The organism is Aminobacter niigataensis, from assembly GCF_946995915.1.
Taxonomy (GTDB): Bacteria; Pseudomonadota; Alphaproteobacteria; order Rhizobiales; family Rhizobiaceae; genus Aminobacter; species Aminobacter niigataensis.
Genome location: NZ_OX341517.1, coordinates 2,807,722 through 2,830,179 on the forward strand (window position 1 = coordinate 2,807,722; position 22,458 = coordinate 2,830,179).

At 63.4% G+C, this 22,458-nt stretch carries 22 protein-coding genes; 10 read left to right on the forward strand and 12 right to left on the reverse strand.

What is annotated here, in order from left to right:
- The first annotated feature begins 82 nt into the window (after positions 1-82).
- From O1Y97_RS13630 to O1Y97_RS13640, 3 genes are all read left to right on the forward strand, one after another.
- Positions 83-529 carry a hypothetical protein gene (locus O1Y97_RS13630; protein WP_108607804.1) on the forward strand — a complete coding sequence of 149 codons (447 nt, stop codon included), beginning with the start codon at positions 83-85 and terminating at the stop codon, positions 527-529.
- A gap of 295 nt (positions 530-824) precedes the next feature.
- The gene (locus O1Y97_RS13635) at positions 825-1,367 is read left to right on the forward strand and encodes a PadR family transcriptional regulator (RefSeq protein WP_318761370.1); all 543 of its coding nucleotides are present in this window, start codon (positions 825-827) and stop codon (positions 1,365-1,367) included.
- A gap of 186 nt (positions 1,368-1,553) precedes the next feature.
- Positions 1,554-1,958 carry a hypothetical protein gene (locus O1Y97_RS13640; RefSeq protein WP_318761371.1) on the forward strand — a complete coding sequence of 135 codons (405 nt, stop codon included), beginning with the start codon at positions 1,554-1,556 and terminating at the stop codon, positions 1,956-1,958.
- Positions 1,959-1,972: 14 nt separating this feature from the next.
- Here O1Y97_RS13640 and bmt read toward each other — a convergent pair whose 3' ends face one another.
- The 3 genes from bmt to O1Y97_RS13655 all read right to left on the reverse strand — a co-directional run bounded on the left by bmt (position 1,973) and on the right by O1Y97_RS13655 (position 4,594).
- Positions 1,973-2,989 carry a betaine--homocysteine S-methyltransferase gene (gene bmt / locus O1Y97_RS13645; RefSeq protein ID WP_318761372.1) on the reverse strand — a complete coding sequence of 339 codons (1,017 nt, stop codon included), beginning with the start codon at positions 2,987-2,989 and terminating at the stop codon, positions 1,973-1,975.
- A gap of 84 nt (positions 2,990-3,073) precedes the next feature.
- A complete protein-coding gene (locus O1Y97_RS13650; RefSeq protein WP_318761373.1) occupies positions 3,074-3,673 on the reverse strand; it encodes an urea carboxylase-associated family protein in 600 nt (199 codons plus the stop codon).
- A 63-nt stretch (positions 3,674-3,736) separates the two neighbouring features.
- Complete coding sequence (locus O1Y97_RS13655; protein WP_055969153.1) at positions 3,737-4,594, reverse strand: helix-turn-helix domain-containing protein; 858 nt, start codon at positions 4,592-4,594, stop codon at positions 3,737-3,739.
- Between the two features lie 217 nt (positions 4,595-4,811).
- Here O1Y97_RS13655 and O1Y97_RS13660 point away from each other — a divergent pair, with 217 nt between their 5' ends.
- Positions 4,812-5,822, forward strand: a complete 1,011-nt coding sequence (locus O1Y97_RS13660) for a fatty acid desaturase (protein WP_318761374.1) — start codon at positions 4,812-4,814, stop codon at positions 5,820-5,822.
- A gap of 47 nt (positions 5,823-5,869) precedes the next feature.
- Complete coding sequence (locus O1Y97_RS13665; protein WP_318761375.1) at positions 5,870-6,679, forward strand: phosphate/phosphite/phosphonate ABC transporter substrate-binding protein; 810 nt, start codon at positions 5,870-5,872, stop codon at positions 6,677-6,679.
- A 1-nt stretch (position 6,680) separates the two neighbouring features.
- Here O1Y97_RS13665 and O1Y97_RS13670 read toward each other — a convergent pair whose 3' ends face one another.
- The 4 genes from O1Y97_RS13670 to O1Y97_RS13685 all read right to left on the reverse strand — a co-directional run bounded on the left by O1Y97_RS13670 (position 6,681) and on the right by O1Y97_RS13685 (position 12,872).
- Positions 6,681-8,036: a M24 family metallopeptidase gene (locus tag O1Y97_RS13670; protein ID WP_318761376.1), complete on the reverse strand. Its 1,356-nt coding sequence runs from the start codon at positions 8,034-8,036 to the stop codon at positions 6,681-6,683.
- Positions 8,037-8,277: 241 nt separating this feature from the next.
- Positions 8,278-10,851, reverse strand: a complete 2,574-nt coding sequence (locus O1Y97_RS13675; protein ID WP_318761377.1) for a GcvT family protein — start codon at positions 10,849-10,851, stop codon at positions 8,278-8,280.
- Positions 10,852-10,899: 48 nt separating this feature from the next.
- Positions 10,900-11,283 carry a RidA family protein gene (locus O1Y97_RS13680; protein WP_318761378.1) on the reverse strand — a complete coding sequence of 128 codons (384 nt, stop codon included), beginning with the start codon at positions 11,281-11,283 and terminating at the stop codon, positions 10,900-10,902.
- Positions 11,284-11,294: 11 nt separating this feature from the next.
- Positions 11,295-12,872: a trimethylamine methyltransferase family protein gene (locus O1Y97_RS13685; RefSeq protein ID WP_318761379.1), complete on the reverse strand. Its 1,578-nt coding sequence runs from the start codon at positions 12,870-12,872 to the stop codon at positions 11,295-11,297.
- A gap of 280 nt (positions 12,873-13,152) precedes the next feature.
- Between O1Y97_RS13685 and O1Y97_RS13690 the strand changes: the two genes are divergently transcribed.
- On the forward strand, positions 13,153-14,253 hold the full coding sequence (locus tag O1Y97_RS13690) for an MFS transporter (protein ID WP_404801282.1): 1,101 nt from the start codon (positions 13,153-13,155) through the stop codon (positions 14,251-14,253).
- A gap of 55 nt (positions 14,254-14,308) precedes the next feature.
- On the opposite strand, the gene O1Y97_RS13695 is transcribed toward O1Y97_RS13690, so the two are convergent.
- On the reverse strand, positions 14,309-14,686 hold the full coding sequence (locus O1Y97_RS13695) for a COG4315 family predicted lipoprotein (RefSeq protein ID WP_318761381.1): 378 nt from the start codon (positions 14,684-14,686) through the stop codon (positions 14,309-14,311).
- Positions 14,687-15,005: 319 nt separating this feature from the next.
- On the opposite strand from O1Y97_RS13695, the gene O1Y97_RS13700 reads away from it, so the two are divergent.
- Together O1Y97_RS13700 and O1Y97_RS13705 are read left to right on the forward strand one after the other, a co-directional pair.
- A complete protein-coding gene (locus O1Y97_RS13700; RefSeq protein ID WP_183260619.1) occupies positions 15,006-16,385 on the forward strand; it encodes an aspartate aminotransferase family protein in 1,380 nt (459 codons plus the stop codon).
- Positions 16,386-16,619: 234 nt separating this feature from the next.
- Complete coding sequence (locus O1Y97_RS13705) at positions 16,620-16,949, forward strand: RcnB family protein (protein ID WP_318761382.1); 330 nt, start codon at positions 16,620-16,622, stop codon at positions 16,947-16,949.
- Positions 16,950-17,043: 94 nt separating this feature from the next.
- Here O1Y97_RS13705 and O1Y97_RS13710 read toward each other — a convergent pair whose 3' ends face one another.
- A complete protein-coding gene (locus O1Y97_RS13710) occupies positions 17,044-17,340 on the reverse strand; it encodes a hypothetical protein (protein ID WP_318761383.1) in 297 nt (98 codons plus the stop codon).
- A gap of 251 nt (positions 17,341-17,591) precedes the next feature.
- Between O1Y97_RS13710 and O1Y97_RS13715 the strand changes: the two genes are divergently transcribed.
- Positions 17,592-17,957: a hypothetical protein gene (locus tag O1Y97_RS13715; RefSeq protein ID WP_318761384.1), complete on the forward strand. Its 366-nt coding sequence runs from the start codon at positions 17,592-17,594 to the stop codon at positions 17,955-17,957.
- 245 nt (positions 17,958-18,202) lie between these two features.
- On the opposite strand, the gene mmsB is transcribed toward O1Y97_RS13715, so the two are convergent.
- Positions 18,203-19,105, reverse strand: coding sequence for a 3-hydroxyisobutyrate dehydrogenase (gene mmsB, locus O1Y97_RS13720; protein WP_318764210.1), 903 nt, complete (start codon positions 19,103-19,105; stop codon positions 18,203-18,205).
- 74 nt (positions 19,106-19,179) lie between these two features.
- Positions 19,180-20,355: an isobutyryl-CoA dehydrogenase gene (locus O1Y97_RS13725; protein WP_108607821.1), complete on the reverse strand. Its 1,176-nt coding sequence runs from the start codon at positions 20,353-20,355 to the stop codon at positions 19,180-19,182.
- Between the two features lie 181 nt (positions 20,356-20,536).
- Between O1Y97_RS13725 and O1Y97_RS13730 the strand changes: the two genes are divergently transcribed.
- A complete protein-coding gene (locus O1Y97_RS13730) occupies positions 20,537-22,006 on the forward strand; it encodes a cobyric acid synthase (RefSeq protein WP_318761385.1) in 1,470 nt (489 codons plus the stop codon).
- Positions 22,007-22,012: 6 nt separating this feature from the next.
- Here the strand turns inward: O1Y97_RS13730 and O1Y97_RS13735 are convergent, their stop codons facing one another.
- A complete protein-coding gene (locus tag O1Y97_RS13735) occupies positions 22,013-22,432 on the reverse strand; it encodes a VOC family protein (RefSeq protein ID WP_318761386.1) in 420 nt (139 codons plus the stop codon).
- Between the last annotated feature and the right edge of the window lie 26 nt (positions 22,433-22,458).

Genomic DNA, 22,458 nt, shown 5'->3' on the forward strand with positions numbered 1-22,458 from the left:
AAGGGGGCTTTCCGCCGGCCGTTCTTTTGTGATCTCTTGGCGTCCACCCGAAACGCTCAGGTGGTGCATCGGGAGACGACGGATGGCCGACCGGGAACTGGACGAATGGGATATCGCGCATGGCGGCCTGCGGTCGCTGTCGTCGCGCGAGATCAAGGTTTTCTGGGATGGCTATCTCGCCCACCGCAACGATCCCAGGATACGCCATGGCAGCCTCTATTCGCGCTGGCGGCACGTCTCCGACGACCTTGTTGTCTCGCTCTACCTGACCAACCGAAGCGTCGGTCTGTTCGTCAGGGGGCAACGCGGCGAGGGCTATGCCACCACGGCGAGCCGGCTATCCGCTTTTGAGCCTGCGTTGGGCAAGGTGCTCGGCGTCAGCCTGCGCGGCGACTACCCGCTCTGCTACCTGTCCAATCACCCGGTGGCGATGACGGATCCGGCGAACTGGCCGCAGGCTTACGAGTGGTTGGAGCGGCAGGAAAAGCACTTCAGTAATGTGCTGAGCGAAATGGTTGTCGGCGCTTAGGCGCCAAGCGGCGAAAAATTTCGTTCGGCAGCGGGCGTCGTTGACGGAACAACAGGCGCTGGCCGTAAGCAACTGAAATAATGCAAAAATCGACTGCGTGATGGATCGACGAAGGCAATTCTTCGCCGGCCTTTTTCGCGAGCTGTCGGCGCTGGGTCCGAAAAAAAGTATTACGTTCTATCTTGCAAAAGATATATCTTTGAATAGATATGGCGACATGAAGCAAACATCCTGGAGAGGTACTCACATGTTCAATCACCCGAATTTCAATCATCGTTGCCGCGGAGAATGGTCCATGTCGAGCCAGAATGAAGGCGGCAGGGGCGGCGGTCGCCATGGCCGCGGCGGTCCCTTCGGTCGTCATCGCGGCGGTCCGTTCGGCGGCCGCGGCCCGCGCATGTTCGATCCCGGCGCGCTGCGCCTGGTCGTGCTGGGCCTGATCGCCGAGGAGCCGCGCCACGGCTACGACATCATCAAGGCGCTGGAGGCCAAGTTCCAGGGCGCCTACAGCCCGAGCCCCGGTGCGATCTATCCGATGCTGCAGATGCTGGAGGAGGCCGACCTCGTCGTCTCCGTCGCCAACGGCAACAAGAAGCTCTATTCGATCACCGAGCAGGGCAAGGCATATTTAGAGGAGAACGCCGCTGAGTTGGCCAAGATCAACGCCCAGATCGACGAAACGTCGACGCAGGTCAGCGGCGTTGCGCTGGGCGACGAGGTCAAGGCGCTGAACTTCGCGGTATTCAGCCGGCTGCGCAGCGGCTCGTTGACGGCGGCACAGGCCGAGAAGGCGCGCGAGATCCTCAAGAAGGCGCGCCGCGACCTGGAAGACCTCTGATTCCCGCGCGCCCGGGAAATGTGTGGGCTCCCGCCGCAGGCGGGGGGCTTTGATGTGCAAAACCCGCCGAAAGGCCAAATTTTCAGCTCTTTCGAACAATTCTATTCAAATGCCAATTTGCCCCGGAACCCGATCGCAATGATCCTCGGTTAATACAGGTGCGGGTGAGCAAGGGGTGGTTTGAGAATGCTTGTTGGTCGTGCGATGTCGGGTGCGGTTTCGAATGTTCGCACCGCCGATCCATTGGCGACACCGGCCCGCCCCGAAGCTGCCAACCGCAATAGCGACGTCGCGTCGGACGTCATGGCACAGGCCGCATTGCCTGCCACCAACAGCCACATCTATGTGCCCGCCAAGCCTGTTCAGCAGGCGACGCCAGCCGCTATGCAAGAGCCGTCGCGTGCCCGCATGAGCGAAGTCGACGACGCCCACCGCACGGCATGGTCGGCGCTCAACAATGAGCGCTTCCGGCTTGCCATGGAAAAGCTGGGTGACGTGCGTACGTCGGATGCGGTGATGTTGATGCGTCCGGTCGAAGGCGCGGGCACCGACGTCAAGTCGGCACTCGCGCGCTACGAAGAAAACAGCTGACGATCGGGTAAGGCTCAGCCGCGGCGGCGACGCTCGCGGCGGCCTTCGCTCGTCTCGGCTGTGTTCGGCGCGGCCAGCTTGTTGCGCATCGGGCCGATGCGCTCGACGATGGCCTCTACGGTCGGACGGACGTCCTTCTTGTGGGCGTCGAGCGCCTTGCGCATCGCTGCCAGATGCTCGAACGAGGTGCCGCAGCAGCCGCCGATGATCCTGGCGCCGCCATCGACCGCGAGGCGGACATAGTCGGACATCAGTTCCGGCGTGCCCGAATAATGAATCTCGGTACCGCGGAATTCCGGGATGCCGCAATTGCCCTTGACGATGATGGTGGTATCCGGCTTGGCCTCGCTCATGTCGAGCAGCGAGGCAAGGATGTCGGATGCGCCAACGCCGCAATTGGCGCCAACGCCAAGCGGCGCCTCTGCCAGACCGTCGACGACGCCATGGATGTCCTTGGGCAGCAGGCCCATCATGGTGCGGCCGGCGGTATCGAACGAGCCGGTATAGGTGTAGGGCAGGCCGACGCGGATGGCCGCCTCGGCGGCAGCACGGATCTCGTCCGGGGCCGACATCGTCTCGATCCAGGCGACTTCGGCGCCGCCGGCCTTGAGGCCTTCGATCTGTTCGGCGAAGGCGTCGACGGCCTGGTCATAGGTGAGGGCGCCAAGCGGTACCAGCAACTCGCCGGTCGGGCCGACCGAGCCGGCGACAATGACCTTGCGGCCCGCCGTGTCGGCGACGGCACGTGCGATCTCGGCGGCGCGCTTGTTGAGTTCGAAGACGCGGTCCTGGGCGTGGTGCAGCTTCAGGCGATGGCGGGTGCCACCGAAGGAGTTGGTGAGGATGATGTCGGCGCCGGCATCGACGAACTTCTGATGCAGCGTCTCGATCTTCTCGGGCGCGCTCTCGTTCCACAGCTCGGGTGCTTCGCCGGCCTCGAGGCCCATGGCGAACAGGTTGGTGCCGGTCGCGCCGTCGGCAAGCAGCACGCCCTTTTCGGCCAGCAGGGCATCGATCGGATTGGTCGTCATCGCAGCGACTTTCATATTGGGAGAGTGGATAACGATATAAAGAAGTCTTTATGTCCAGTCAACGTTTGCGTTCGACAAACCGCACTACCGCGCGGTCGTGACTTCGACTTCGATCTCCGTGCAAATGCCGCCGTTGGTGGGATAATGATCGACCGAACAGGCAGTGACCACGAGCAGCAGGTCGCGCTCGGCGCGCAAGGTGACGTTGCCGCCGGGCGGATTGATCGAGGCGAAGACATCGATCCGGCCGTCGGGCTGCGGCAGCGAATTCTGGAACAGGTCGACCGGGTCCGGCGTGAAGGGCAGGGTGATACCTTCAGAGGCCAGTGCTGCGTGCAAATTGTCCTGGCAATTGGGGTGATCGGCAAACCCGGCACGCACGTAAAGCGCGTGGTTGCAGGCGGGATAGAGCATGTCGTGCGGGCCGGGCGATGCGTCCGCGACCAGCGTCAGCAACGGCTCACCTGTCGTGCCGTAGAAGTGTTCGCCAACCTTGGGAAACAGCCGCTCGCCGATGTCGCGGGTGTTCGATGTGCTCAGCCAGTCCTTCATGTCTGATGTGAACGCCCAGAGGTCGGCCACCTGCTGGCCATTGGGGTCGATGATGCGGACAAGGTCGCCGCGCGACACGCGGATGGAACGTCCCGACTGGGCGGGCACGACGATACGATTCTGATCTGACATGGGCTCCTCGAAATGAGGGAGCACGCTGCCGCAACGAAGCGCGAATTTCAACCAGGGCGCCGGTCAGGCCCAACCGGCGGGAAAAGACGCGACTGCCAGCCGCCTGGCGAATGCCGCCGTTTCGTGCGCGTTGATGTCGGCCGCGCGGATCAGGTTGTCAAAATGGCGGGTGAGCGTGCGGATCGGGTCGGTCGCATACAGCACCAGGTACATGTCGCCGACATAGATCGCCGCCCGGGAATGGCCGAAGATCGTATAGGGCACGGAATAGCGCATGCGTCCGTCATAGAGAAACAGGCGGAACGTGGGGTAGAGGTCGTCGAGCAGGTCGGCCATGTGGCGAAGCTGCTGCTTGCGGTCGGTCTCGGGGAAGCCGGACCATACGCCCAGCCCGCGGGCAAAGATCTCGAGCGTGTGGCGCGGCATGCAGACCTCCATGTCGGTCTCTGGCCGGCGGTTGTAGTCGATCCGGTACTGGGTTTCCCCGGCCTGGACCTCACGGTTCTTGTTGGAGATGTCGGCCTCGTAGTCGACCAACGCTTCCGTTCTCAGCAGGTCGGGGATGCCGGCGGGCACATATCGGATCTTGGTGCCGGCCGCTTCGGCGTGCCACTTGGCGATCAAGGTGCGTTCAAAGCCGCCGGAGGCTTCCTCGATCTCCAGGCTTTCACGGATCTCGCCGGTGACGCCTTCGTCCTGGCTGAGGCCGAGCAGCCAGTCCAGCGACACCCTGTGCGCCGAGGCGATCGTCAGCAGCGTCTCGGCGCGGGGCAAGCGGATGGTCGCTCCTGAAAGCAGTTGCGACAGTGCGGAACGATCTATGCCCACCGACGCGGCAAAGGCCGACTGGTTGAGGCCGGAGCGCTGGACCAGCGACTTGAGGCGGTCGCGGAAGATGCCGGATAGATCGCGTTTGTCCATGGCTGGCAATCTCCGGATTCAATTTGCCCCAGCGGCAATGCCGGCCGCCGAAATTAGATTCATCTTTCAGTTTGTTTACTAAGTATAACATTTGCGGCTTAAGCAGCGCAATGTAAACATTTTGTGCGCATTGTCGCGTTGAAGCGATGCATGATTACTGACAACATTATGTCAGGAATCAATGAGTTCCAGGCTTCACAAGGCAGCAGGCATCAGCATGGCAAAGCGGAAACACAAGCGCGGCACGACCACCACGGTCGAATGGCCGACGGTGTTTCTGATCGCTGCCTGCTACGGTGCCTGGCTGGTCGCCGGCTTCGCGATCTGGCCGAGCTATCCGGTTGCGGCCCTTGCGGTGATGGCGCTGGCGGTGGCACTGCAGTCGTCGCTGGTGCACGAAGTCCTGCACGGCCACCCGACACGCAATGCGCGCCTCAACGAGGTGCTGGTTTCCTTGCCGATCGGCGTTGTCTGGCCGTACCGCCGGTTCAAGACCATCCATCTGCGTCACCACGCCGACGAGCGCCTGACCGATCCGTTCGACGATCCCGAAAGCTACTACCGCGCGCTGTGGCAACATGACGACCTGCCGGAGGCGATGAAGCTTCTGCTCAGGATCAACAACACGATGGCCGGACGTTTTGTGCTTGGGCCGCTGCTCGCCTGCATCGGTTTCTTCATCGACGACGCCAAGCAGATCGTTGCCGGCGACAAGGCGATCCGCAAGGCATGGCTGCTGCATGCGGCGGGCCTGGCGATCGTCCTGCCGGTGGTGCAATTCGGCTTCGGCGTGCCGTTGTGGCTCTATGTGCTGGTCCCCGTATGGCTCGGCCAGTCGATCATCTCGATCCGCACCTTTGCCGAGCACCAGTGGTCGGAGCATCCCGAGGGGCGCACGATCATCGTCGAGCACTCGCCGCTGTCGCTGTTGTTCCTCAACAACAACCTGCACTTCGTCCACCACAAGAGCCCGACCGTTGCCTGGTACAAGCTGCCGGAACTGTTTCGCACCCGTCGCGAGGAATGGCTCAGGATGAACAAGGGTTATGCCTATCCGAATTACCTTTCCCTGGTCCGGGCCTATGCCTTCCGTGCCAAGGAGCCGGTCGTGCATCCGGCTTTGCGCAGGGCGCCGGAGCCGGGCCGGGCATTCGCGCCGCGCGTCAGGGCGCGCAGCGTCCATGGACTGGGTACGGCACCCGTGCCTGCCGAGCCGCCGAAGGAATAACACTCCTGCAGCTTGCCAATTCCCGCATTCGAGCCTGAAATGATGCAATGAGCGACTTCATCGCGGCACTGCCCATGTATGACTGGCCCGAGATGCGCGACGAGGTCGATGCGCAATGGGCCAGGTTGCGGACGGCGTTCCGGCAACTTGGCATCGATGCACCGGAAACGCTGGCCCGGCGCAACGCCGAGCTGCCGCCGGTTCCGGGCGGCATTCGCAATGCCGGGGGTGATACCGTCGCGCCAGATCCGGCCACGCTGCCGCCTGAAGAACTCGACCTGCCGACGCTGTGGCGGCATCCCAAGTTGCTGTTTGGCCAGACCTGCTGGGGGCCGATGGAAACCACAGGCCTCGATGCAGCGGTGCGGGTGATCGGCCAGCCGAATTATGACGGCATCGAGGGCGGTCGCGGCGAACTCTATTCCAGCGCCATCGTCGTGCGGCGCGGATCGGTGACCGCCGACCATGCGCATGCGCCCGATGGCGATGTGCCGCTCATCCCTCTCGACCTGATCCGCGACAAGCGCTTTGCGTTCAACAGCCACGACTCCATGTCGGGTTTCATCGGCATTTCACGCGACCTTGCCGGTTTGGGCGAAGGCTTGCGGATATTCTCCGATCGGATCGAAAGCGGCGGGCATCGCAACTCGATCGTCGCGGTCGCCGAAGGCCGGGCAGATGTCGCGGCCATCGACTGCCAGAGCTGGGCTCTGGCGCAGCGCTTCGAGCCGGCAGCAGGGGATGTGATGGTCCTCGGCTGGACCGCCAAGCGCAAGGGCTTGCCGTTCATCACCTCGAGATCGACGCCGGAGGGCGTGGCCATGCTGATCGGACAGATTGCGCTAGCACGCGGTTAGCTCAGCCTGCGAGCAGCCTCTGATCGAGCGGATAGCTCGAAAGCTGCTCGTATCCACTCTCGGTGATCAGGATCTGCTCTTCGATCTTGACGCCCTCGTGTCCGCCAAGGCGGCCGATGTAGCTTTCGACGCAGACCACCATTCCCGGCTCCAGCACGCTGTCGGGCGTATCCGCCGTCCAGTCCGAGGCGTGAGGCAGGGTTGGATACTCGTCGGCCAGTCCGACGCCGTGGAACAGCACGCCGTAGCGCGCCGGGAAACAGTCTGCCGGCGGTACGGCTGCACGTTCAACCAGTTCGCGGAAGCCGACGCCGGGCTTCAGGAGCGCCGTGTTATTGGCGATCTGGTCGGCGGCGATCCTGTAGAGGTCGCGCTGCTCCTTCGTGGGCTGCCCATCGCCGCACAGCCAGGTGCGCGACAGGTCGGCGCAGAAGCCATAGGGACCGATCAGGTCTGTGTCGAAAGCGATGAGATCGCCTGCCTCGACAATGCGCGACGAACACTCCTGGAACCAGGGATTGGTGCGCGGGCCCGACGACAAGAGCCGGGTCTCGATCCATTCGCCACCGCGGGCGATGTTGCCGCGGTGGAGTTCGGCCCAGAGCTCATTTTCTGAAATGCCGGGGCGGAGCGCGGCTTGCATCTCGGCCATCGCTGCCTCGCAGGCGACGATAGAGCGGCGCATGCACAGGATTTCGTCGGGCGACTTGATCAGGCGCGCGCTCTCCATCACCGCCTCGCCATTGCCGACCGATATGCCCAGCCGGGCGAGCGCGTCGACGCCCTCATGGTCGAGATGGTCGACAGCGATGCGGCTGTTGCCGCCGCCATGTTCGCGAACGATATCGGCGATGCCCTGCGCCCAGCGTTCGACCTTCATCTCGGTCAACTCGCCGCTGTAGAGGTACATCCACGACACGGCCGGGCGGACCTCGTCGACCACACCGGAATGATCGGACAGGTGCTCGCAGGAAAAATAGTCGAACAGGACCATCGGTCCTTCGGCCGCCACGAAACAGTGGCGGGTCGGGTTGTGCGCGACCCACAGCTGCATGTTGGTGCTGTCGGTGGCATAGCGGATGTTGACAGGATCGTAGAGCAGGGCGCCAGCATAATCGCGCCGCTTGAGTTCGGCGCGGATGCGGTCGAGCCGGTACCTGCGCATGGCCGGCAGGTCGGGTGCCGCGATGCCGGCTGCCGCCCATTCGGCTTCGGCTTGCACTCCATAACCCAGAACGTGCTGGTTGAGCCCGGCCGCTTTTGTGCGAGCTTGCTCGCGCAGGTCGTCCACGGAGCCCGGCTCGAACGGCATGATCTTGCGGTGGCGGCCGAAGCTGCCTTTTGCCGGGGTGTCCATCAGCGGCGACCTGCAGATGGCCGAGGTTGACGTTTCTTCGCGCCCCCCTCTGTCCTGCCGGACATCTCCCCCTCAAGGGGGGAGATCAGCCGCGGAGACCTTGGCGCTTGTGTGGGAAGGGTAGTGATTGGGCGAGGCCGTTGTGACAGCCAATCTCCGCCCTTGAGGGGGAGATGTCCGGTAGGACAGAGGGGGGCAACGTAGAGCATTTGCGGTCCCAGTCTCTTGCTTGGAGCGAAACCTAACCCCGCATCTTGTCGCCCGAGGGATCAAAGGGCGGTTCGACATTGATGCGGGCAGGGCGGCGGTGGCCGAGGATTTCGATCTCGAACAGGCCTTCCGCCTCGTTTTCGGCAAGTGCTGCCGGCACATAGCCCTGGGCCATCGACTTTTGGACATAGTGGGCATAGCCGCCCGACGTGACCCAGCCGACGACGCGCCATTCGCCGTCGACGATGCCGCGCACGGCGGAGGCGCCGGTGGCGGCGTCCGAGCCGCGTACTTCCTTGCCGGTTTCGTCGAAGCGCGGCGCGCCGTAGCCATGCGGCTTCTCGACGGTGCCGAAATCCTTGGCGCCGACCTTGGCCCAGATTGGCTCGTCGCCCATCACATCGGCATCGTGGGCGTCGACATAAAAGGAAACGCGGCGAAGTTTCGGCCCTTCGGCGTGCTCCTTAGCGGCTGCCTCGCGACCGATGAAGTCGTTCTTCTCGAGCTTGATGAAGCGCTCCATCGAACCTTCGAACGGGCCGTAGATCGGGCGAAGCTCGCGGAACCAGGTCGGAAAGTTCTTCTCAAGGCGCATCGACAGAAGCGCGCGCATGCCGAAATCGACGATGCCGAACTCCTCGCCGGCGTCCTTGATCGCCTTGTAGACCAGGCGCTGGTAGGCGGGTGCCATCCAGATCTCATAGCCGAGATCGCCGGTGTAGGTGATGCGGTTGACCATGCAGGGCGCGCCGCCGACGGCCATCTCGCGGAAGTCCATGAAGCGGAAGGCCTTGCTGGAGACGTCGACGTCGACCAGCTTGGCCAGCAGCTCCTGCGACCTGGGACCGGCGATGGAAAGGCCGACGAGCGTCTGGTCGAAACGGTGGATGCGCACCGAGCCGTCCTTGGGCAAGTGCTTTTCGAACCAGCGCAGGTGGTACTTCTGGGCCGCCGACGAGCCCCAGATCATGAACTTGTCGTCGCCTGTCTTGGCGATGGTGAAGTCGCCGATCAGCCTGCCGAACTCGTTCAGCATCGGCGTCAGCACGATGCGGCCCTTCTTCGGCATGCGGTTGGTCATTAGCCGGTTGAGGAAATCCTCAGCCGCCGGGCCTGACACCTCGTACTTCGCGAAGTTGGCGATTTCGGTCACGCCGACGCGGTCGCGCGTCGCCCGCACTTCGTTGCCGATATGCTCGAAGTCGTTGGAGCGGTGGAACGAGACGATGTCCTTGGGTTCTTTGCCCTTCGGCGCGAACCACAGCGGCGTCTCCAAGCCCCAGCTGTCGCCCATGACGGCGTTGTTGGCCACCATGGTGTCGTAGAGCGGAGTCGTTTGTGCCGGCCTGGCGGCCGGGAGCTCTTCATTGGGGAAGCGGATGGAGAAGCGGCGCGAATAGTTCTCGCGCACCTTGGCGTTGGTGTAGCGCAGGCTGGCCCATTCGCCCCAGCGCGCGACATCCATGCCCCAGACGTCGAAGCCCGGATCGCCGTCGACCATCCAGTTCGACAGCGCGAGGCCGACGCCGCCGCCCTGGCTGAAGCCGGCCATGACGCCGCAGGCGACCCAGAAATTGGTCAGCCCCTGAACCGGGCCGACGAGCGGGTTTCCGTCGGGGGCGAAGGTGAAGGGGCCGTTGATGACCTGCTTGATGCCGGCGTTGGCGATGCCGGGGAAATGCTGGAAGCCTATCTCAAGCGAGGGCGCGATACGGTCCAGGTCGGGCGCAAGCAGTTCGTGGCCGAAATCCCATGGCGTGTTGACCGGCGACCACGGCTTGCAGGCCTTCTCGTAGGTGCCGAGCAGAATGCCGTTGCGCTCCTGGCGGGTGTAGATCTCGCCCTTGAAATCGAGCACGCCGATCATCTCGCGGCCGGTTTCCTTGTTGAACGCCTCGACCTCGGGCATCGGCTCGGTCAGCAGGTACATGTGTTCCATGGCGAGCACCGGCAGCTCGACGCCGACCATGCGGCCGACCTCGCGCGCCCACAGGCCGCCGCAGTTGACGACGTGCTCGGCTTTCACCGTGCCCTGCTCGGTAACGACGTTCCAGGTGCCGTCGGGCTCCTGCGTCAGTTCCTTGACCGGGTTGCGCAGCACGATCTCGGCGCCGAGTTTCTTCGCCGCCTTGGCGTAGGCATGGGTCGTGCCCGATGGGTCGAGATGGCCCTCGACAGGATCCCACATGGCGCCGACGAAGTGCTTTTCGTCCATCAGCGGGAACATCTTCTTGGCTTCGGACGGGGTGATCAGCTCGGTGTCCATGCCGAGATAGCGGCCCTTGGCATGGGCGAGGCGCAGGAAGTCCATGCGCTCGGGGCTGTCGGCCAGCATGACGCCGCCGGTCAGGTGCAACGAGCAGGACTGTCCGGAAATCTCCTCCAGTTCCTTGTAGAGCTGCACCGTATAGGCCTGCAGCTTGGCGACGTTGGGATCGCCGTTGAGCGTGTGGAAGCCGCCGGCGGCATGCCAGGATGAACCCGACGTAAGCTCCGAACGCTCGATCAGCATGACGTCGGTCCAGCCGGCGCGGGCGAGATGGTAAAGCACCGAGCAGCCCACCACGCCGCCGCCGATGACAACTGCTTTCACATGGGATTTCATATGGTTATGTCCGGTTGTGCGTAAGATGAATCAGGAAGTGGCGATGGATCAGGCGGCCGCGACGGCCTCGATCTCCAACAGCCAGGATTCGTCGAAGATGCCCGTGATGATGACGGTCAGCGCGATCTTGCGCTCGCCGATCACCTCGTTGCGAATGCGCCGGTTGTCGAGGCTGTAGGCGCGGTCAGACAGGAAGATCGTCACCTTGACCAGATTGTCGAGGTTCATGCCGGCAGCATGCAGCTGGGCCTCGACATTGCTCCACGCCAGCCGGCACTGGCTTTCGAAATCGGTGGGGACAGTTCCGTCCTTGGCCACCGGAATCTGGCCGCTGATGAAGAGTGTCCGCGAATGATTGGTCACCTCGATCGCTTGCGCGTATCCGGTGACGACGGCTGGTGCATCGGTCGAGTTGATTTCGCGCTTGTGCATCGAGACTTTCCTCAGAAATCGGTCGGTGCGCCACCTTCGGCCCTGCGTTTGTCGACAAATGCGTTGAGTTCCTCGCGGATGGCTGGGTCCATCCAAGGCTCCTCGTACGAGGCGAGGCGCTCCTTCCAGACGCGGTTTGCCCGCTCCACAGCCGTTGGGCTGCCGGCCTCTGCCCAGGTCTCGAAATTGCGCCAGTCGGAAATGATCGGCGAGTAGAAGGCGGTCTTGTAGCGGTCCTGGGTGTGCTGGGTGCCGAAGAAGTGGCCGCCGGGGCCGACATCACGAATGGCGTCGATGGCGAGCGCATCCTCCGACAGGTCGAGCGGTGTCAGGAATTCGGCCACCATCTGCAACAGGTCGATGTCGAGGATCATCTTTTCGTAGGAGCAGCGCAGCCCGCCCTCCAGCCATCCGGCCCCATGCAGCATGAAATTGGCGCCGCTCTGGATCGCGCCCCACAGCGAAAAGACGCTTTCATAGGCAGCCTGCGCATCGACCGCGTTGGCGGCGCATACGTTGGACGTGCGGTAGGGGATGTTGTAACGGCGGGCCAGCTGGCCGCCGACAAGCTGTGCCTTCATGTATTCGGGCGTGCCGAAGGCGGGCGCGCCGGATTTCATGTCGACGTTGGAGGTGAAGCCGCCATAGCCGACGGGCGCGCCCTTGCGGACCATCTGGGTGAAGGCGAGACCCGACAGCGCCTCGGCGTTCTGCTGCACCAGCGCTCCGGCTATGGTCACGGGCGCCATGGCGCCCGACAGGGTGAAGGGGGTGACGATTACCACCTGGCCCATCGACGACATTTGGATGATGCCTTCCATCATCGGCACGTCGAGCTTCAGCGGCGAGTTGGTGTTGATGATGGTGTAGACCGAGGGCTCTTCCATCATCTGTTCGCGTGAGATGCCGCGGGCGATCCGGGTGATCTCGATGCCGTCGACATTGCGCTCCTTTCCGAGCGAATAGATGTGGAACACCTTGTCGGTCAGCGTCGCCAGATCGCGGATGCACTCGAGATGGCGCACCGAGGGATGGATGTCCACCGGCTCGACCGGATAGCCCCCGGTTGTCTGCAGGATGTTGTGCATCTGGGCGAGCTTGAGGAAGTTGCGGAAGTCGGCCTGGTTGCCGGGGCGACGACCACGGTCGAGATCGGAACAGTTGGGCGCCGACGCCATCTGCGACAGCACAAGATTGTTGCCGCCAAAGCGCACATTGTGGGCCGGGTTGCGGGCGTGCAGCGTGAACTCGGCCGGCGCATGCGAGATCTGCTCGAGGATCATGTCGGAATCGAAGCGGACCCGCTCGGAGCCGTCACGCACATCGGCGCCATGCGCCTTCATGATGCGGCGCGCCTCGTCGTGCAGAACATCGACGCCGATTTCCTTCAGCACCCGCAGCGAAGCGAGATGGATTGATTCCAGCTCGTCGTCGGAGATCAGCTTGGTCGGTGTGAAGGGTATCTTGAGCTGGCGGAACGGCGGCTGCTCGAAGGCCTGGGAACCGCCGGCGCGCTTGCCGGCACGGCCACCACGACGAGCGCGATCGGAGGCAGGAGCCGGTTCGGCTGTTTGCAGGGCGACGGTCATGGAGTCCTCACGGGCAAGCTTCAGTATCGCGGGGCATAATGGACTGGGCCGGAAAGCCTTATTGCGGAGGCGGCGACCAATAGCGCGAGGGAAACGACATCGCCGATGGGACTGGACCGACGTTCTCCGATGTGGTGATGCAACCCGCATGTGGTGGTCCGTCGATAGGATCGCGGCCATTCGATTCTCCTGGTGATCCGCTTTGACAACTCCGACCTCCACCGCAGCCGAAGCGCCATTGAATTGGGCGGCCCTCGGCGGCGTTACCGCGGCATTGGCGATGTTCGGCGCGGCGCAAGGGCTGAGCTATCCGCTGTTTTCGCTGCTGATGCAAAAGCAGGGCATGTCACCGGCGATGATCGGGCTGTCGGCTGCGATGATGCCGCTGGGCCTGATCGCGTCAGCGGCCTTCGTGCCGGCGGCCGTGCGCCTGGTCGGGGCACGAAACCTCGCCATCGCATGCTCACTCGCCGGTGCTCTTTGTTTCCTGCTCATCGGCTACCTGCAGGACTGGGTCGCCTGGTTCGTCGTCCGCTTCATGATCGGCGTCGTCATCAACCCGCTCTACATTCTCGGCGAGGTCTGGGCGCTGTCGATGGCTCCGCCGTCGCGTCGCGGGCGGGTGATGGGGGTGTTCAACACCCTGATGGGGATGGGCTATGCCACCGGGCCGCTGGTGCTGACCATCGTCGGCACCTCGGGCTGGATGCCCTTTGCCGTGGCGATCGTGGGTTTCATCGCCTGCGCGATCATCCTGCGCATGATGTCAAATCTTTCGGGCTTCGAGGAGGATGGCCAATCGGTCGGCGGGGTGATGGGGTTTGCCGCGCTAGCGCCGGCACTGCTGTTTGCCGTGCTGGTGTCGGCGGCCAACCAGCAGAGCACCTATTCGCTGCTGCCGATCTTCGGCGCGAGCCACGGCCTGCCTGAAGCGGTGCTCGCGGCAATGCTGACGGCACTGTCGATGGGAAATATCCTGTTGCAGATCCCGCTCGGCCTCCTGGCGGAGCGTGTGGGCGGCCGCACCATGATTCTGTTCTGTGCCGGGGCCACGGCTGCCTGCGCGGTGCTGTTGCCGATGCTGATCGAGACGCGGCTCATCTGGCTGGTGCTGGTGGTGATGGGGGCGGTCGGCTACGGCGTCTACACCATGGCGCTGGTCGAGCTCGGCAGTCGCTTCAACGGCAGCGCGCTGATCGCCGGCAATGCCGCCTTTGCGCTCATGTGGGGACTGGGCGGCATCGTCGGGCCGCCAAGTTCGGGGCTGGTGATGCAGGCGGCCGGGCCGATCGGGCTGCCGATCGTGCTGGCCAGCCTGAACGTCATCCTGCTTGCCTTCGCCTTCTATCGCATGGTGCTGCGCAAGCGGACTGCGGGCTAGCGAGGGCCGCGGGCAAGATGCGCGACGGCGACAGGCACCGTCGCGCCGGAGATGGTCAGTCGGCCTTGGCGACGTGCCAGACGCCGCCCTTGCCTTCACCGGTTACGTCGCCTGCCTTCTTGTCCTGGACGAACGTATAGAGTGGCTTGCCCTCATAGGCCCACATCTTCGAGCCGTCGTCGCGGGCGACAACCGTCCACTCGCCTTCGTCCTTGGCGTCGGCCGCAGCCATCAGCGGCGGCCAGTTGACCGCGCAGTCGCCATTGCAGGCCGATTTGCCGGCGCTGTCCTTGTCATAGGTGTAGAGCGTCATGCCGTTTGCGTCGGTGTACATCTTGCCGCCGGCGCCTTCCGCGACCTTGGCGGGCTCGGCGGCGAAGGCGGCCACGCCGGTCAGGAACAGAACGGCGAGTGCTGTGGAAATTGTCTTCATGATGATCGCTCCCAGGAGTTCAGCCGACATGCCGGCTACACACGCAGACAACGCCTTTCCAGGGCGCTGTATTCCCGAACCTTTTCACCGGTTGCGGATTTTCCGGCGCTTGTCGATTTGCCGAGCGCCGGGTTAGAGTGTCACCATGTGCGCTCTCAACGCCCATATTCCGCTGCGGGAGGCAGCATCGAAGCCGTCGCCGCGGACCCGGCATACGGAGCTCCTGCGCCTTTGCGCGCGCATCGGCTATTCGCCGCCGCTTGGCCTCTGAATCCGCCCCGGCAGTTGCCGGATTGATTCAAGAGGAAGGCACAAGCCCATGACCTATCAGAACTATTCGCTGAAGCAGCTTCAGCAGATCGATGCCGCGCACCATCTGCATCCGTTCACCGACCACAAGGAACTGCGCGACATCGGCTCGCGCATGATCACCCGCGCCGAAGGGCCGTTCATCTACGATTCGGAAGGGACGGAACTGCTCGACGGCATGGCCGGCCTGTGGTGCGTCAATGTCGGCTACGGCCGCACCGAACTGGCCGAGGCAGCCTATGAGCAGATGAAGGAGCTGCCCTACTACAATTCCTTCTTCAAATGCTCGACGCCGACGCCGGTGCTGCTGTCCAAGAAGCTCGCGGAGCTGGCGCCAAAGAACATCAACCAAGTGTTCTATGGCTCGTCGGGCTCCGAATCCAACGACACCGCGCTGCGGCTGGTCCGCCACTACTGGGCGATCGAGGGCAAGCCCGAGAAGAACCGCATCATCTCGCGCAAGATGGCCTATCACGGTTCGACGGTTGCCGGCACCTCGCTGGGCGGGATGGACGGCATGCACCAGCAGCTCGGCGGCGCCGTGCCGAACATCGTCCATGTGATGATGCCCTATGCCTACGAGTTGGCTCTGCCGGGCGAAAGCGACCACGATTTCGGCCTGCGTGCCGCCAAGTCGGTAGAGGATGCAATCCTGGAGGCTGGCGCCGAAAACGTCGCGGCCTTCATCGGCGAGCCGATCATGGGCGCCGGCGGCGTCAAGATCCCGCCGGCCAGCTATTGGCCGGAGGTCCAGCGCATCTGCCGTAAGTACGACGTGCTGTTGATGCTCGACGAGGTCATCACCGGCTATGGCCGCACCGGCGAGTGGTTCGCTGCCCAGACTTTCGGCATCGAAGCGGACACCATCACCACTGCCAAGGCGCTGACTTCGGGCTACCAGCCGCTTTCGGCGCTGCTGGTCGGCGACCGGATCGCCGCGACGCTGGTCGACAAGGGCGGCGAGTTCTACCACGGTTACACCTATTCCGGTCACCCGGTGGCCTGTGCTGTGGCGCTCAAGAACCTCGAGATCATCGAACGTGAAGGACTGGTCGAACGCGTCAAGACCGACACGGGTCCGTATTTCGCCCAGATGCTCAAGGAGCGCATTTCCGGTCACGGCCTGGTTGGCGAGGTTCGTTCGGTCGGCCTGATGGGTGCCATCGAGATCGTCAAGGACAAGGCGACCAAGGAGCGCTTTTCGCCGGTCGGCAGTGCCGCGGTCGCCGTCCGCGATCATGCCATCGCCAACGGCATGATGATGCGCGCGACTGGCGACTCGATGATCCTGTCGCCACCGCTGATCTGGACCCGCGCCACCATCGACATGGCCTGCGATCGTATTCTCAAGGCGCTCGATCTCGCCGAGCGCGACCTGAGAAAGGCCTGATCACAAGACCGGGCAGGATATGCGCCTGCCCGGCCAAACTCAGTGAATGCATGGCGACGTCGGCGACGCCTCGCTGGCCGATATGCTCGTTCGCATGTCGTTTGTGCCGAGGTGTTTTCTTAGAATATGAAAATAAGCTTCTGAAAACATTACATATATGTAATGATGGCATTCATATTGGGTTCAGCTGGCGGCCGCTACTTCTCGACCTATCAACGAGAAGGAGCCTCCCAAATGAAACGCATCGTTCTTGCCGCCGTCGCCTTGTCGATGTTCGCAGCCCCGATGGCTCAAGCCCAACAGCGCTACGAGGCACCGCGCCACGGCAGCCACTACAGCCAGCAGCAGAAATGGCAGGATTATCGCAAGAAGCCGTCAAAGCGGCACTACTGGTCAAGGGGCAAGCGCGTGCCCGACTGGCAGCGCAAGCAGGCCCTTCGCGACTATCACCGCTATGGCCTCAAGCGTCCAGGCCACGGCCAGCGCTGGGTGAAGGTTGACAATGATTTCCTGTTGATCAGCGTGGCGTCGGGCATCATCGCCGCGGTGGTGGCCTCGCGCTGACGCGAGCAACCCCAATCGCAACTCGGAAAAGGGCGGTTCGTCAGGCCGCCCTTTCTCGTTCCCGCTTCGGGGAGGGCCGCAGGCTATTTCGCCTTCATTGCCGGATAGATCCGACAGATATTGGCATGTCGGTCCGTATTCCGAGGGCGCCAGTCGCCCAGGCGCGCATCTCTGGTGAAGCATCGCCGGACTTGAGGATCGATATGGCCAGCGTCGAGATATCCGCCGGTGGCTCTTTGTTGCTGGTCACGTAGGTGATGTAGCCGACCACGATCGCACATCCCACCGAGATGATCGGGGGCGCGAACAACATAGTTGCCCGCGCAATTGATCGGCAGCGTTGAAGCATGGTGGGCTTCGGAAGCTCATCCTCATCAATTTGATCAGTCATTCCACTCCTCCTGGGAGACCGCAGAACACCAAGGTAGGATATTGATCTATATTAGTTAAAATGCGGATAATGGCCTTCTCGCGCTTCCGCGCCGGTGCTCGGCTGCACTGAGCGATCCGTTCGCGCAGAGAGGCTGAGCCGTTTCGGCTTGTTCATGACCGGGTGAGTGCTTATATTGTGCACTGCACAATAGCCCGTGCCTGCCGATTGTCGGATGGGCCAGCGTGGTTCTTGAAACCGGAGCGCATCGCATGAAGAGCAGACGGTTGACGAGGGCCTCGCGCCAATCCACGACCATTGCCGGCAATCTGATGCTGGCGCCAATGGTCATGGCCATGCGGCTGCCGATGATGGCGAGTGAAGCGCAAAGCGGTGGGATACTGCGTGGCGAGAGCCTTGCTGCCGTCACCGAGAAAACGAACGCCATGGCCGAGGGCATGGTCGCTGCGCAGATGTCCTTTTTCCACTCGGCGATGCAGTTCTGGCCAGAAGTGCTGTCAGGGCGAACGCCGTCGGTGCTGAACGGCGTGGCCGCCCAGCGTTCGGTTGCCGCGGCTCTGGGGCCGGCGAGCAAGCGCGTCAGGGCCAACTTCCGCCGGCTGGCGACCAAATCGTAGGCTGAGGCTGAACGCAAAAACCGCGCCCCGAAACGGGAACGCGGCTTTGCCACTTGAACGCATGGCCCTTCGCGACGCTTGACCCAGCGAAGGTTACTGCTCCGGTACGCAAGACCTGATCCGGAGCCCGGGGCGGCTGCGATGACCGCCCCTGCAAACCGTTTTACCCGGACATCGTTACCGCGTGGTTAGCGAGAGCTTAAGCAAACCTAAATTTTGAACTTTTTTGTCCTGGGTTGACCAGATCATGCGGAATCGCCGCGCAGGAACTTGATGATCCCCGAGAAATCTGTGCCGCCATGGCCGAGGGCGGCAAAGAGCGCGTAGAGCTGGGTTGCTTCGGCACCAAGCGGTGTCACGGCACCAGCCTGCTGGGCGGCTTCCTGCGACAATTTGAGATCCTTGAGCATCAGGGCTGCGGCAAAGCCCGGCTGGTAGTCGCGATTGGCCGGCGAGTTGGGCACCGGACCCGGTACCGGGCAATAGGATGTCAGCGACCAGCACTGGCCGGACGACGTCGATGCGACGTCGAACAGTGCCTGGTGGGACAGACCGAGCTTTTCGGCGAGCACGAACGCCTCGGCGACACCGATCATCGAGATGCCGAGGATCATGTTGTTGCAGATCTTGGCCGCTTGTCCCGCACCGGCGTCGCCGCAATGGACGATACGCCCGGCCATCGGCTTGAGCACCGGTTCGGCCTTATCGAAGGCGGCTTGCGCGCCGCCGGCCATGAAAGTCAGCGTGCCGGCAGCCGCACCGCCGGTGCCGCCGGATACGGGCGCATCGACCGAGAGCAGGTCGTGCCTGGCTGCAATCGCATGGGCCTTGCGCGCGGAATCGACATCGATGGTCGAGGAATCGATGAGCAGCGCGCCCTTCTTCAGTTTGGGCGCGATGTCTTCGTAGACCGACAGCACATGCTTGCCGGCCGGCAGCATGGTGATCACCACATCGGCGTCCTTGGCGGCAGCTACCGCATTGGCCATGACGGTGACGCCGTTGCCGCGCGCGGTTTCAAGGTGCTCCGGCATCAGGTCGAAGCCATGGACGTCGTGTCCGGCCTTGACGAGGTTGGCGGCCATGGGATTGCCCATGTTGCCCAAGCCGATGAAAGCGACTGTGGTCATAGAATGGTTCCTTCCAATCAGCGAATGGCGAGTAGTGAGTAGCGATAGGGAAGGCGGCGCGGGTTAGCGATCTATTCGCTACTCACCATTCCCTATCTCCCAATCAAATGCCGCGCGATGATGACGCGCATGATCTCGTTGGTGCCTTCGAGGATCTGGTGGACGCGCAGGTCGCGCACCAGCTTTTCGATGCCGTAGTCGTGCAGGTAGCCGTAGCCGCCAAGCAGCTGAAGGGCATCGTTTGCAATGTTGAAGCCCGTGTCGGTGACGAGCCGCTTGGCCATGGCCGACCATTTCGACGCGTCATGCGCCTTGCGGTCTAGCTTCGACGCGGCAGCGTAGAGGAACAGGCGGGCCGCCTGGAGTTCGGTCTCCATGTCGGCGAGGCGGAACTGCAGCGCCTGGAAGCGGTCGAGGGTCTGGCCGAACGCCTTGCGTTCGGCGGTATAGGCGAGCGCCTTGTCGAGCGCCGACTGGGCGCCGCCGACCGAGCAGGCGGCAATGTTGAGCCGTCCGCCATCGAGACCGGCCATGGCGATGCCGAAGCCGGCGCCTTCGCCGGAAAGCAGGTTTTCCGCCGGAACCTTGCAGTCGTCGAAGATCACCTGGCGCGTCGACTGCATGTGCCAGCCCATCTTGTGTTCGTTGGCGCCGAAGGAGAGACCGGGCGCATCCTTGGGCACGACAAGCGTCGAGATGCCCTTCGGGCCGTCGGCGCCGGTGCGCACCATGGCGACGTAGACGTCGCTGTCGCCGGCGCCCGAGATGAACTGCTTGGTGCCGTTCAGCACGTAGTCGCTGCCATTGCCGCCGCTGCGCACGGCCTTTGTCTTCAGGGCGGCGGCATCCGAACCGGAGCCCGGCTCGGTCAGGCAGTAGCTGGCCAGCCATTCCATCGAGGTCAGCTTCGGCAGCAAGCGCTGGCGCTGCTCCTCGTTGCCGAACCGGTCGATCATCGCCGCCGCCATGTTGTGGATCGAGATGAAGGATGAAAAGCCCGGGCAGGCATGCGCCAACTGCTCGAAAACGAGCACGGCGTCGAGGCGGGTGAGGGCCGAGCCGCCGACATCTTCCTTGACATACAGGCCGCCGAAGCCGAGCTGGCCGGTCTCGCGGATGACATCTTCGGGGAAGTGCTTGGCCTTGTCCCATTCGAGGGCAAAGGGCGCGACTTTTTCGGCGGCAAAACTGCCCGCCATTTCGCGGATGGCCAGCTGATCTTCGTTGAGTTCGAATTGACCGGCAGTCGCATCGATTGCGGCGTCCATGTCGGCCTCCCTGTCGTTTTTTGGCTATGCGCGACGTTCAATCTAGACCAATGATGCCGTCGCGCAACCCGACGAATACCGCGAAGCGGCTGTGCGGAATTTCGACAGCGAGGGCACTTGTGGCGACTTTTTTGAAGGATGGATCCGTCACTTTCAGCATCCTGCGCGGGCGAGCCTGACCATGGCCAAGGCGATCATGCTCCAGGGCACCGGCTCCGATGTCGGCAAGACCGTTCTGGTTGCCGGCCTGTGCCGCGCGGCACGCAATCGCGGGCTCAGCGTCCGGCCGTTCAAGCCGCAGAACATGTCCAACAATGCTGCCGTCGCCGACATTCCGGGCGAGGCGGGCGGCGGCGAGATCGGCCGCGCCCAATGGCTGCAGGCGATCGCCTGCGGGGTCAAGCCGTCGATCCACATGAACCCGGTGCTGCTCAAGCCGCAAAGCGACATCGGCAGCCAGGTGGTGGTTCAGGGCAAGGTTTTTGGCCACGCCAAGGCGCGCGACTATCAGGAACTGAAGCCGAAGCTGATGGGCGCCGTCCTCGATTCGTGGGCCAAACTGGGCGAGGGGGCGGATCTGGTCATCGTCGAGGGTGCCGGCTCGCCTGCCGAGATCAACCTGCGCCCGCGCGACATTGCCAATATGGGATTCGCCGCGCGCGCAAACGTGCCGGTGATCCTCGTCGGCGACATCGACCGCGGCGGCGTGATCGCATCGGTCGCCGGCACGCATCTCATCCTGCCGGAAGAAGACCGACGCATGATCGTCGGCTACCTGATCAACAAGTTCCGTGGCGACGCCAGCCTGTTCGACGACGGCATCACGGCGATCGAAGGTTTCACCGGCTGGCGCTGTTTCGGCGTCGTGCCGTGGCTTAAGGCGGCGGCACTCTTGCCGTCGGAGGATTCGGTTATCCTCGAACGGTTGGCCGGCGGCGAAAAGCGGGCGCTCAAGGTTGCCGTGCCGATGCTCGGGCGCATCGCCAATTTCGACGACCTCGACCCGCTGCGCGCCGAGCCGCAGGTCGAAGTGGTGTTCGTGCCGCCGGGACAGCGCTTGCCCGAAGATGCCGGGCTGGTTGCCATACCCGGTTCGAAGTCGACCATCGGCGATCTGCTGCTGTTCCGCGAAAACGGCTGGGATCGCGATCTCGAGGCGCATCGCCGGCGTGGCGGCCATGTCGTCGGCATTTGCGGCGGCTACCAGATGCTCGGCAAGTCGGTGCGCGACCCTGACGGCATCGAGGGCAGCGTTACCGAGATCGAAGGCCTCGGGCTGCTCGATGTCGAAACCGTCATGGAGCCGGAAAAGACCGTCCGCAACGTCGAGGCACGTTCGGTGCGCTACGGTGAGCCGCTTTCGGGGTATGAAATCCATCTCGGGCGGACGACGGGTGCCGATTGCGTCAGGCCCGCTGCTGTCATCAACGGCGTCGACGACGGCGCGACCTCGGCCGACGGCAAGGTGTTCGGCACCTATCTGCATGGCCTGTTCGGTGCCGACGGCTTTCGCGGGCGTTTCCTGGAAAGCCTTGGCATCAGGGGCGGCGGCATCGACTATCGCGCCGAGGTCGAACGCGCCCTGGACGAGATTGCCGAACATCTCGAACGGCATCTCGACTGCGACGCGATCTTCGCCGCCGCGCGCTGATCGGCGCTATTCGGCCGTGGCGTCAACCTTCGGCCAATAGGTGCCGAAGCACCACACGTTGCCTTCGGGGTCGCGGCAGATGAATTCGCGGCTGCCGTAGTCGCGGTTGGTCATCTCCTGGACGATGACCGCACCTGCGGTCTTTGCCCTGATGTAGACCGCGTCGGCGTCTTCGGTTGCGACATAGACGGACTTGCCGCCGTTCTGACCGGGTTCGCCAACGATGGTGCCGTAGTCGTCCGGGCGCGACGAGCCGATCATGATCATCGACGAACCGAGGGCGAGTTCGGCATGGCCGACGTCTTCGCCGCTCATGTATCTGGCATGGACGGCGAAACCGAGGGCCTCGCTTAGCCAGCCGATCATCCCGGCGGCGTCCTTGTAGCGGAGAGTGGGGAAGATCCTTTGAGCTTCGGGAGTGGGCATTTTGCGCCTCCTGTGTGGCGGATTGA

What these genes read in the sequence shown, in the direction of transcription:
- O1Y97_RS13630 (WP_108607804.1), top strand. Translation starts at nt 83, where the DNA reads ATGGCCGACCGGGAACTGGACGAATGGGATATCGCGCATGGCGGCCTG.
- O1Y97_RS13635 (WP_318761370.1), top strand. Translation starts at nt 825, where the DNA reads ATGTCGAGCCAGAATGAAGGCGGCAGGGGCGGCGGTCGCCATGGCCGC.
- O1Y97_RS13640 (WP_318761371.1), top strand. Translation starts at nt 1,554, where the DNA reads ATGCTTGTTGGTCGTGCGATGTCGGGTGCGGTTTCGAATGTTCGCACC.
- bmt (WP_318761372.1), bottom strand. Translation starts at nt 2,989, where the DNA reads ATGACGACCAATCCGATCGATGCCCTGCTGGCCGAAAAGGGCGTGCTG.
- O1Y97_RS13650 (WP_318761373.1), bottom strand. Translation starts at nt 3,673, where the DNA reads ATGTCAGATCAGAATCGTATCGTCGTGCCCGCCCAGTCGGGACGTTCC.
- O1Y97_RS13655 (WP_055969153.1), bottom strand. Translation starts at nt 4,594, where the DNA reads ATGGACAAACGCGATCTATCCGGCATCTTCCGCGACCGCCTCAAGTCG.
- O1Y97_RS13660 (WP_318761374.1), top strand. Translation starts at nt 4,812, where the DNA reads ATGGCAAAGCGGAAACACAAGCGCGGCACGACCACCACGGTCGAATGG.
- O1Y97_RS13665 (WP_318761375.1), top strand. Translation starts at nt 5,870, where the DNA reads ATGAGCGACTTCATCGCGGCACTGCCCATGTATGACTGGCCCGAGATG.
- O1Y97_RS13670 (WP_318761376.1), bottom strand. Translation starts at nt 8,036, where the DNA reads ATGGACACCCCGGCAAAAGGCAGCTTCGGCCGCCACCGCAAGATCATG.
- O1Y97_RS13675 (WP_318761377.1), bottom strand. Translation starts at nt 10,851, where the DNA reads ATGAAATCCCATGTGAAAGCAGTTGTCATCGGCGGCGGCGTGGTGGGC.
- O1Y97_RS13680 (WP_318761378.1), bottom strand. Translation starts at nt 11,283, where the DNA reads ATGCACAAGCGCGAAATCAACTCGACCGATGCACCAGCCGTCGTCACC.
- O1Y97_RS13685 (WP_318761379.1), bottom strand. Translation starts at nt 12,872, where the DNA reads ATGACCGTCGCCCTGCAAACAGCCGAACCGGCTCCTGCCTCCGATCGC.
- O1Y97_RS13690 (WP_404801282.1), top strand. Translation starts at nt 13,153, where the DNA reads ATGTTCGGCGCGGCGCAAGGGCTGAGCTATCCGCTGTTTTCGCTGCTG.
- O1Y97_RS13695 (WP_318761381.1), bottom strand. Translation starts at nt 14,686, where the DNA reads ATGAAGACAATTTCCACAGCACTCGCCGTTCTGTTCCTGACCGGCGTG.
- O1Y97_RS13700 (WP_183260619.1), top strand. Translation starts at nt 15,006, where the DNA reads ATGACCTATCAGAACTATTCGCTGAAGCAGCTTCAGCAGATCGATGCC.
- O1Y97_RS13705 (WP_318761382.1), top strand. Translation starts at nt 16,620, where the DNA reads ATGAAACGCATCGTTCTTGCCGCCGTCGCCTTGTCGATGTTCGCAGCC.
- O1Y97_RS13710 (WP_318761383.1), bottom strand. Translation starts at nt 17,340, where the DNA reads ATGACTGATCAAATTGATGAGGATGAGCTTCCGAAGCCCACCATGCTT.
- O1Y97_RS13715 (WP_318761384.1), top strand. Translation starts at nt 17,592, where the DNA reads ATGAAGAGCAGACGGTTGACGAGGGCCTCGCGCCAATCCACGACCATT.
- O1Y97_RS13725 (WP_108607821.1), bottom strand. Translation starts at nt 20,355, where the DNA reads ATGGACGCCGCAATCGATGCGACTGCCGGTCAATTCGAACTCAACGAA.
- O1Y97_RS13730 (WP_318761385.1), top strand. Translation starts at nt 20,537, where the DNA reads ATGGCCAAGGCGATCATGCTCCAGGGCACCGGCTCCGATGTCGGCAAG.
- O1Y97_RS13735 (WP_318761386.1), bottom strand. Translation starts at nt 22,432, where the DNA reads ATGCCCACTCCCGAAGCTCAAAGGATCTTCCCCACTCTCCGCTACAAG.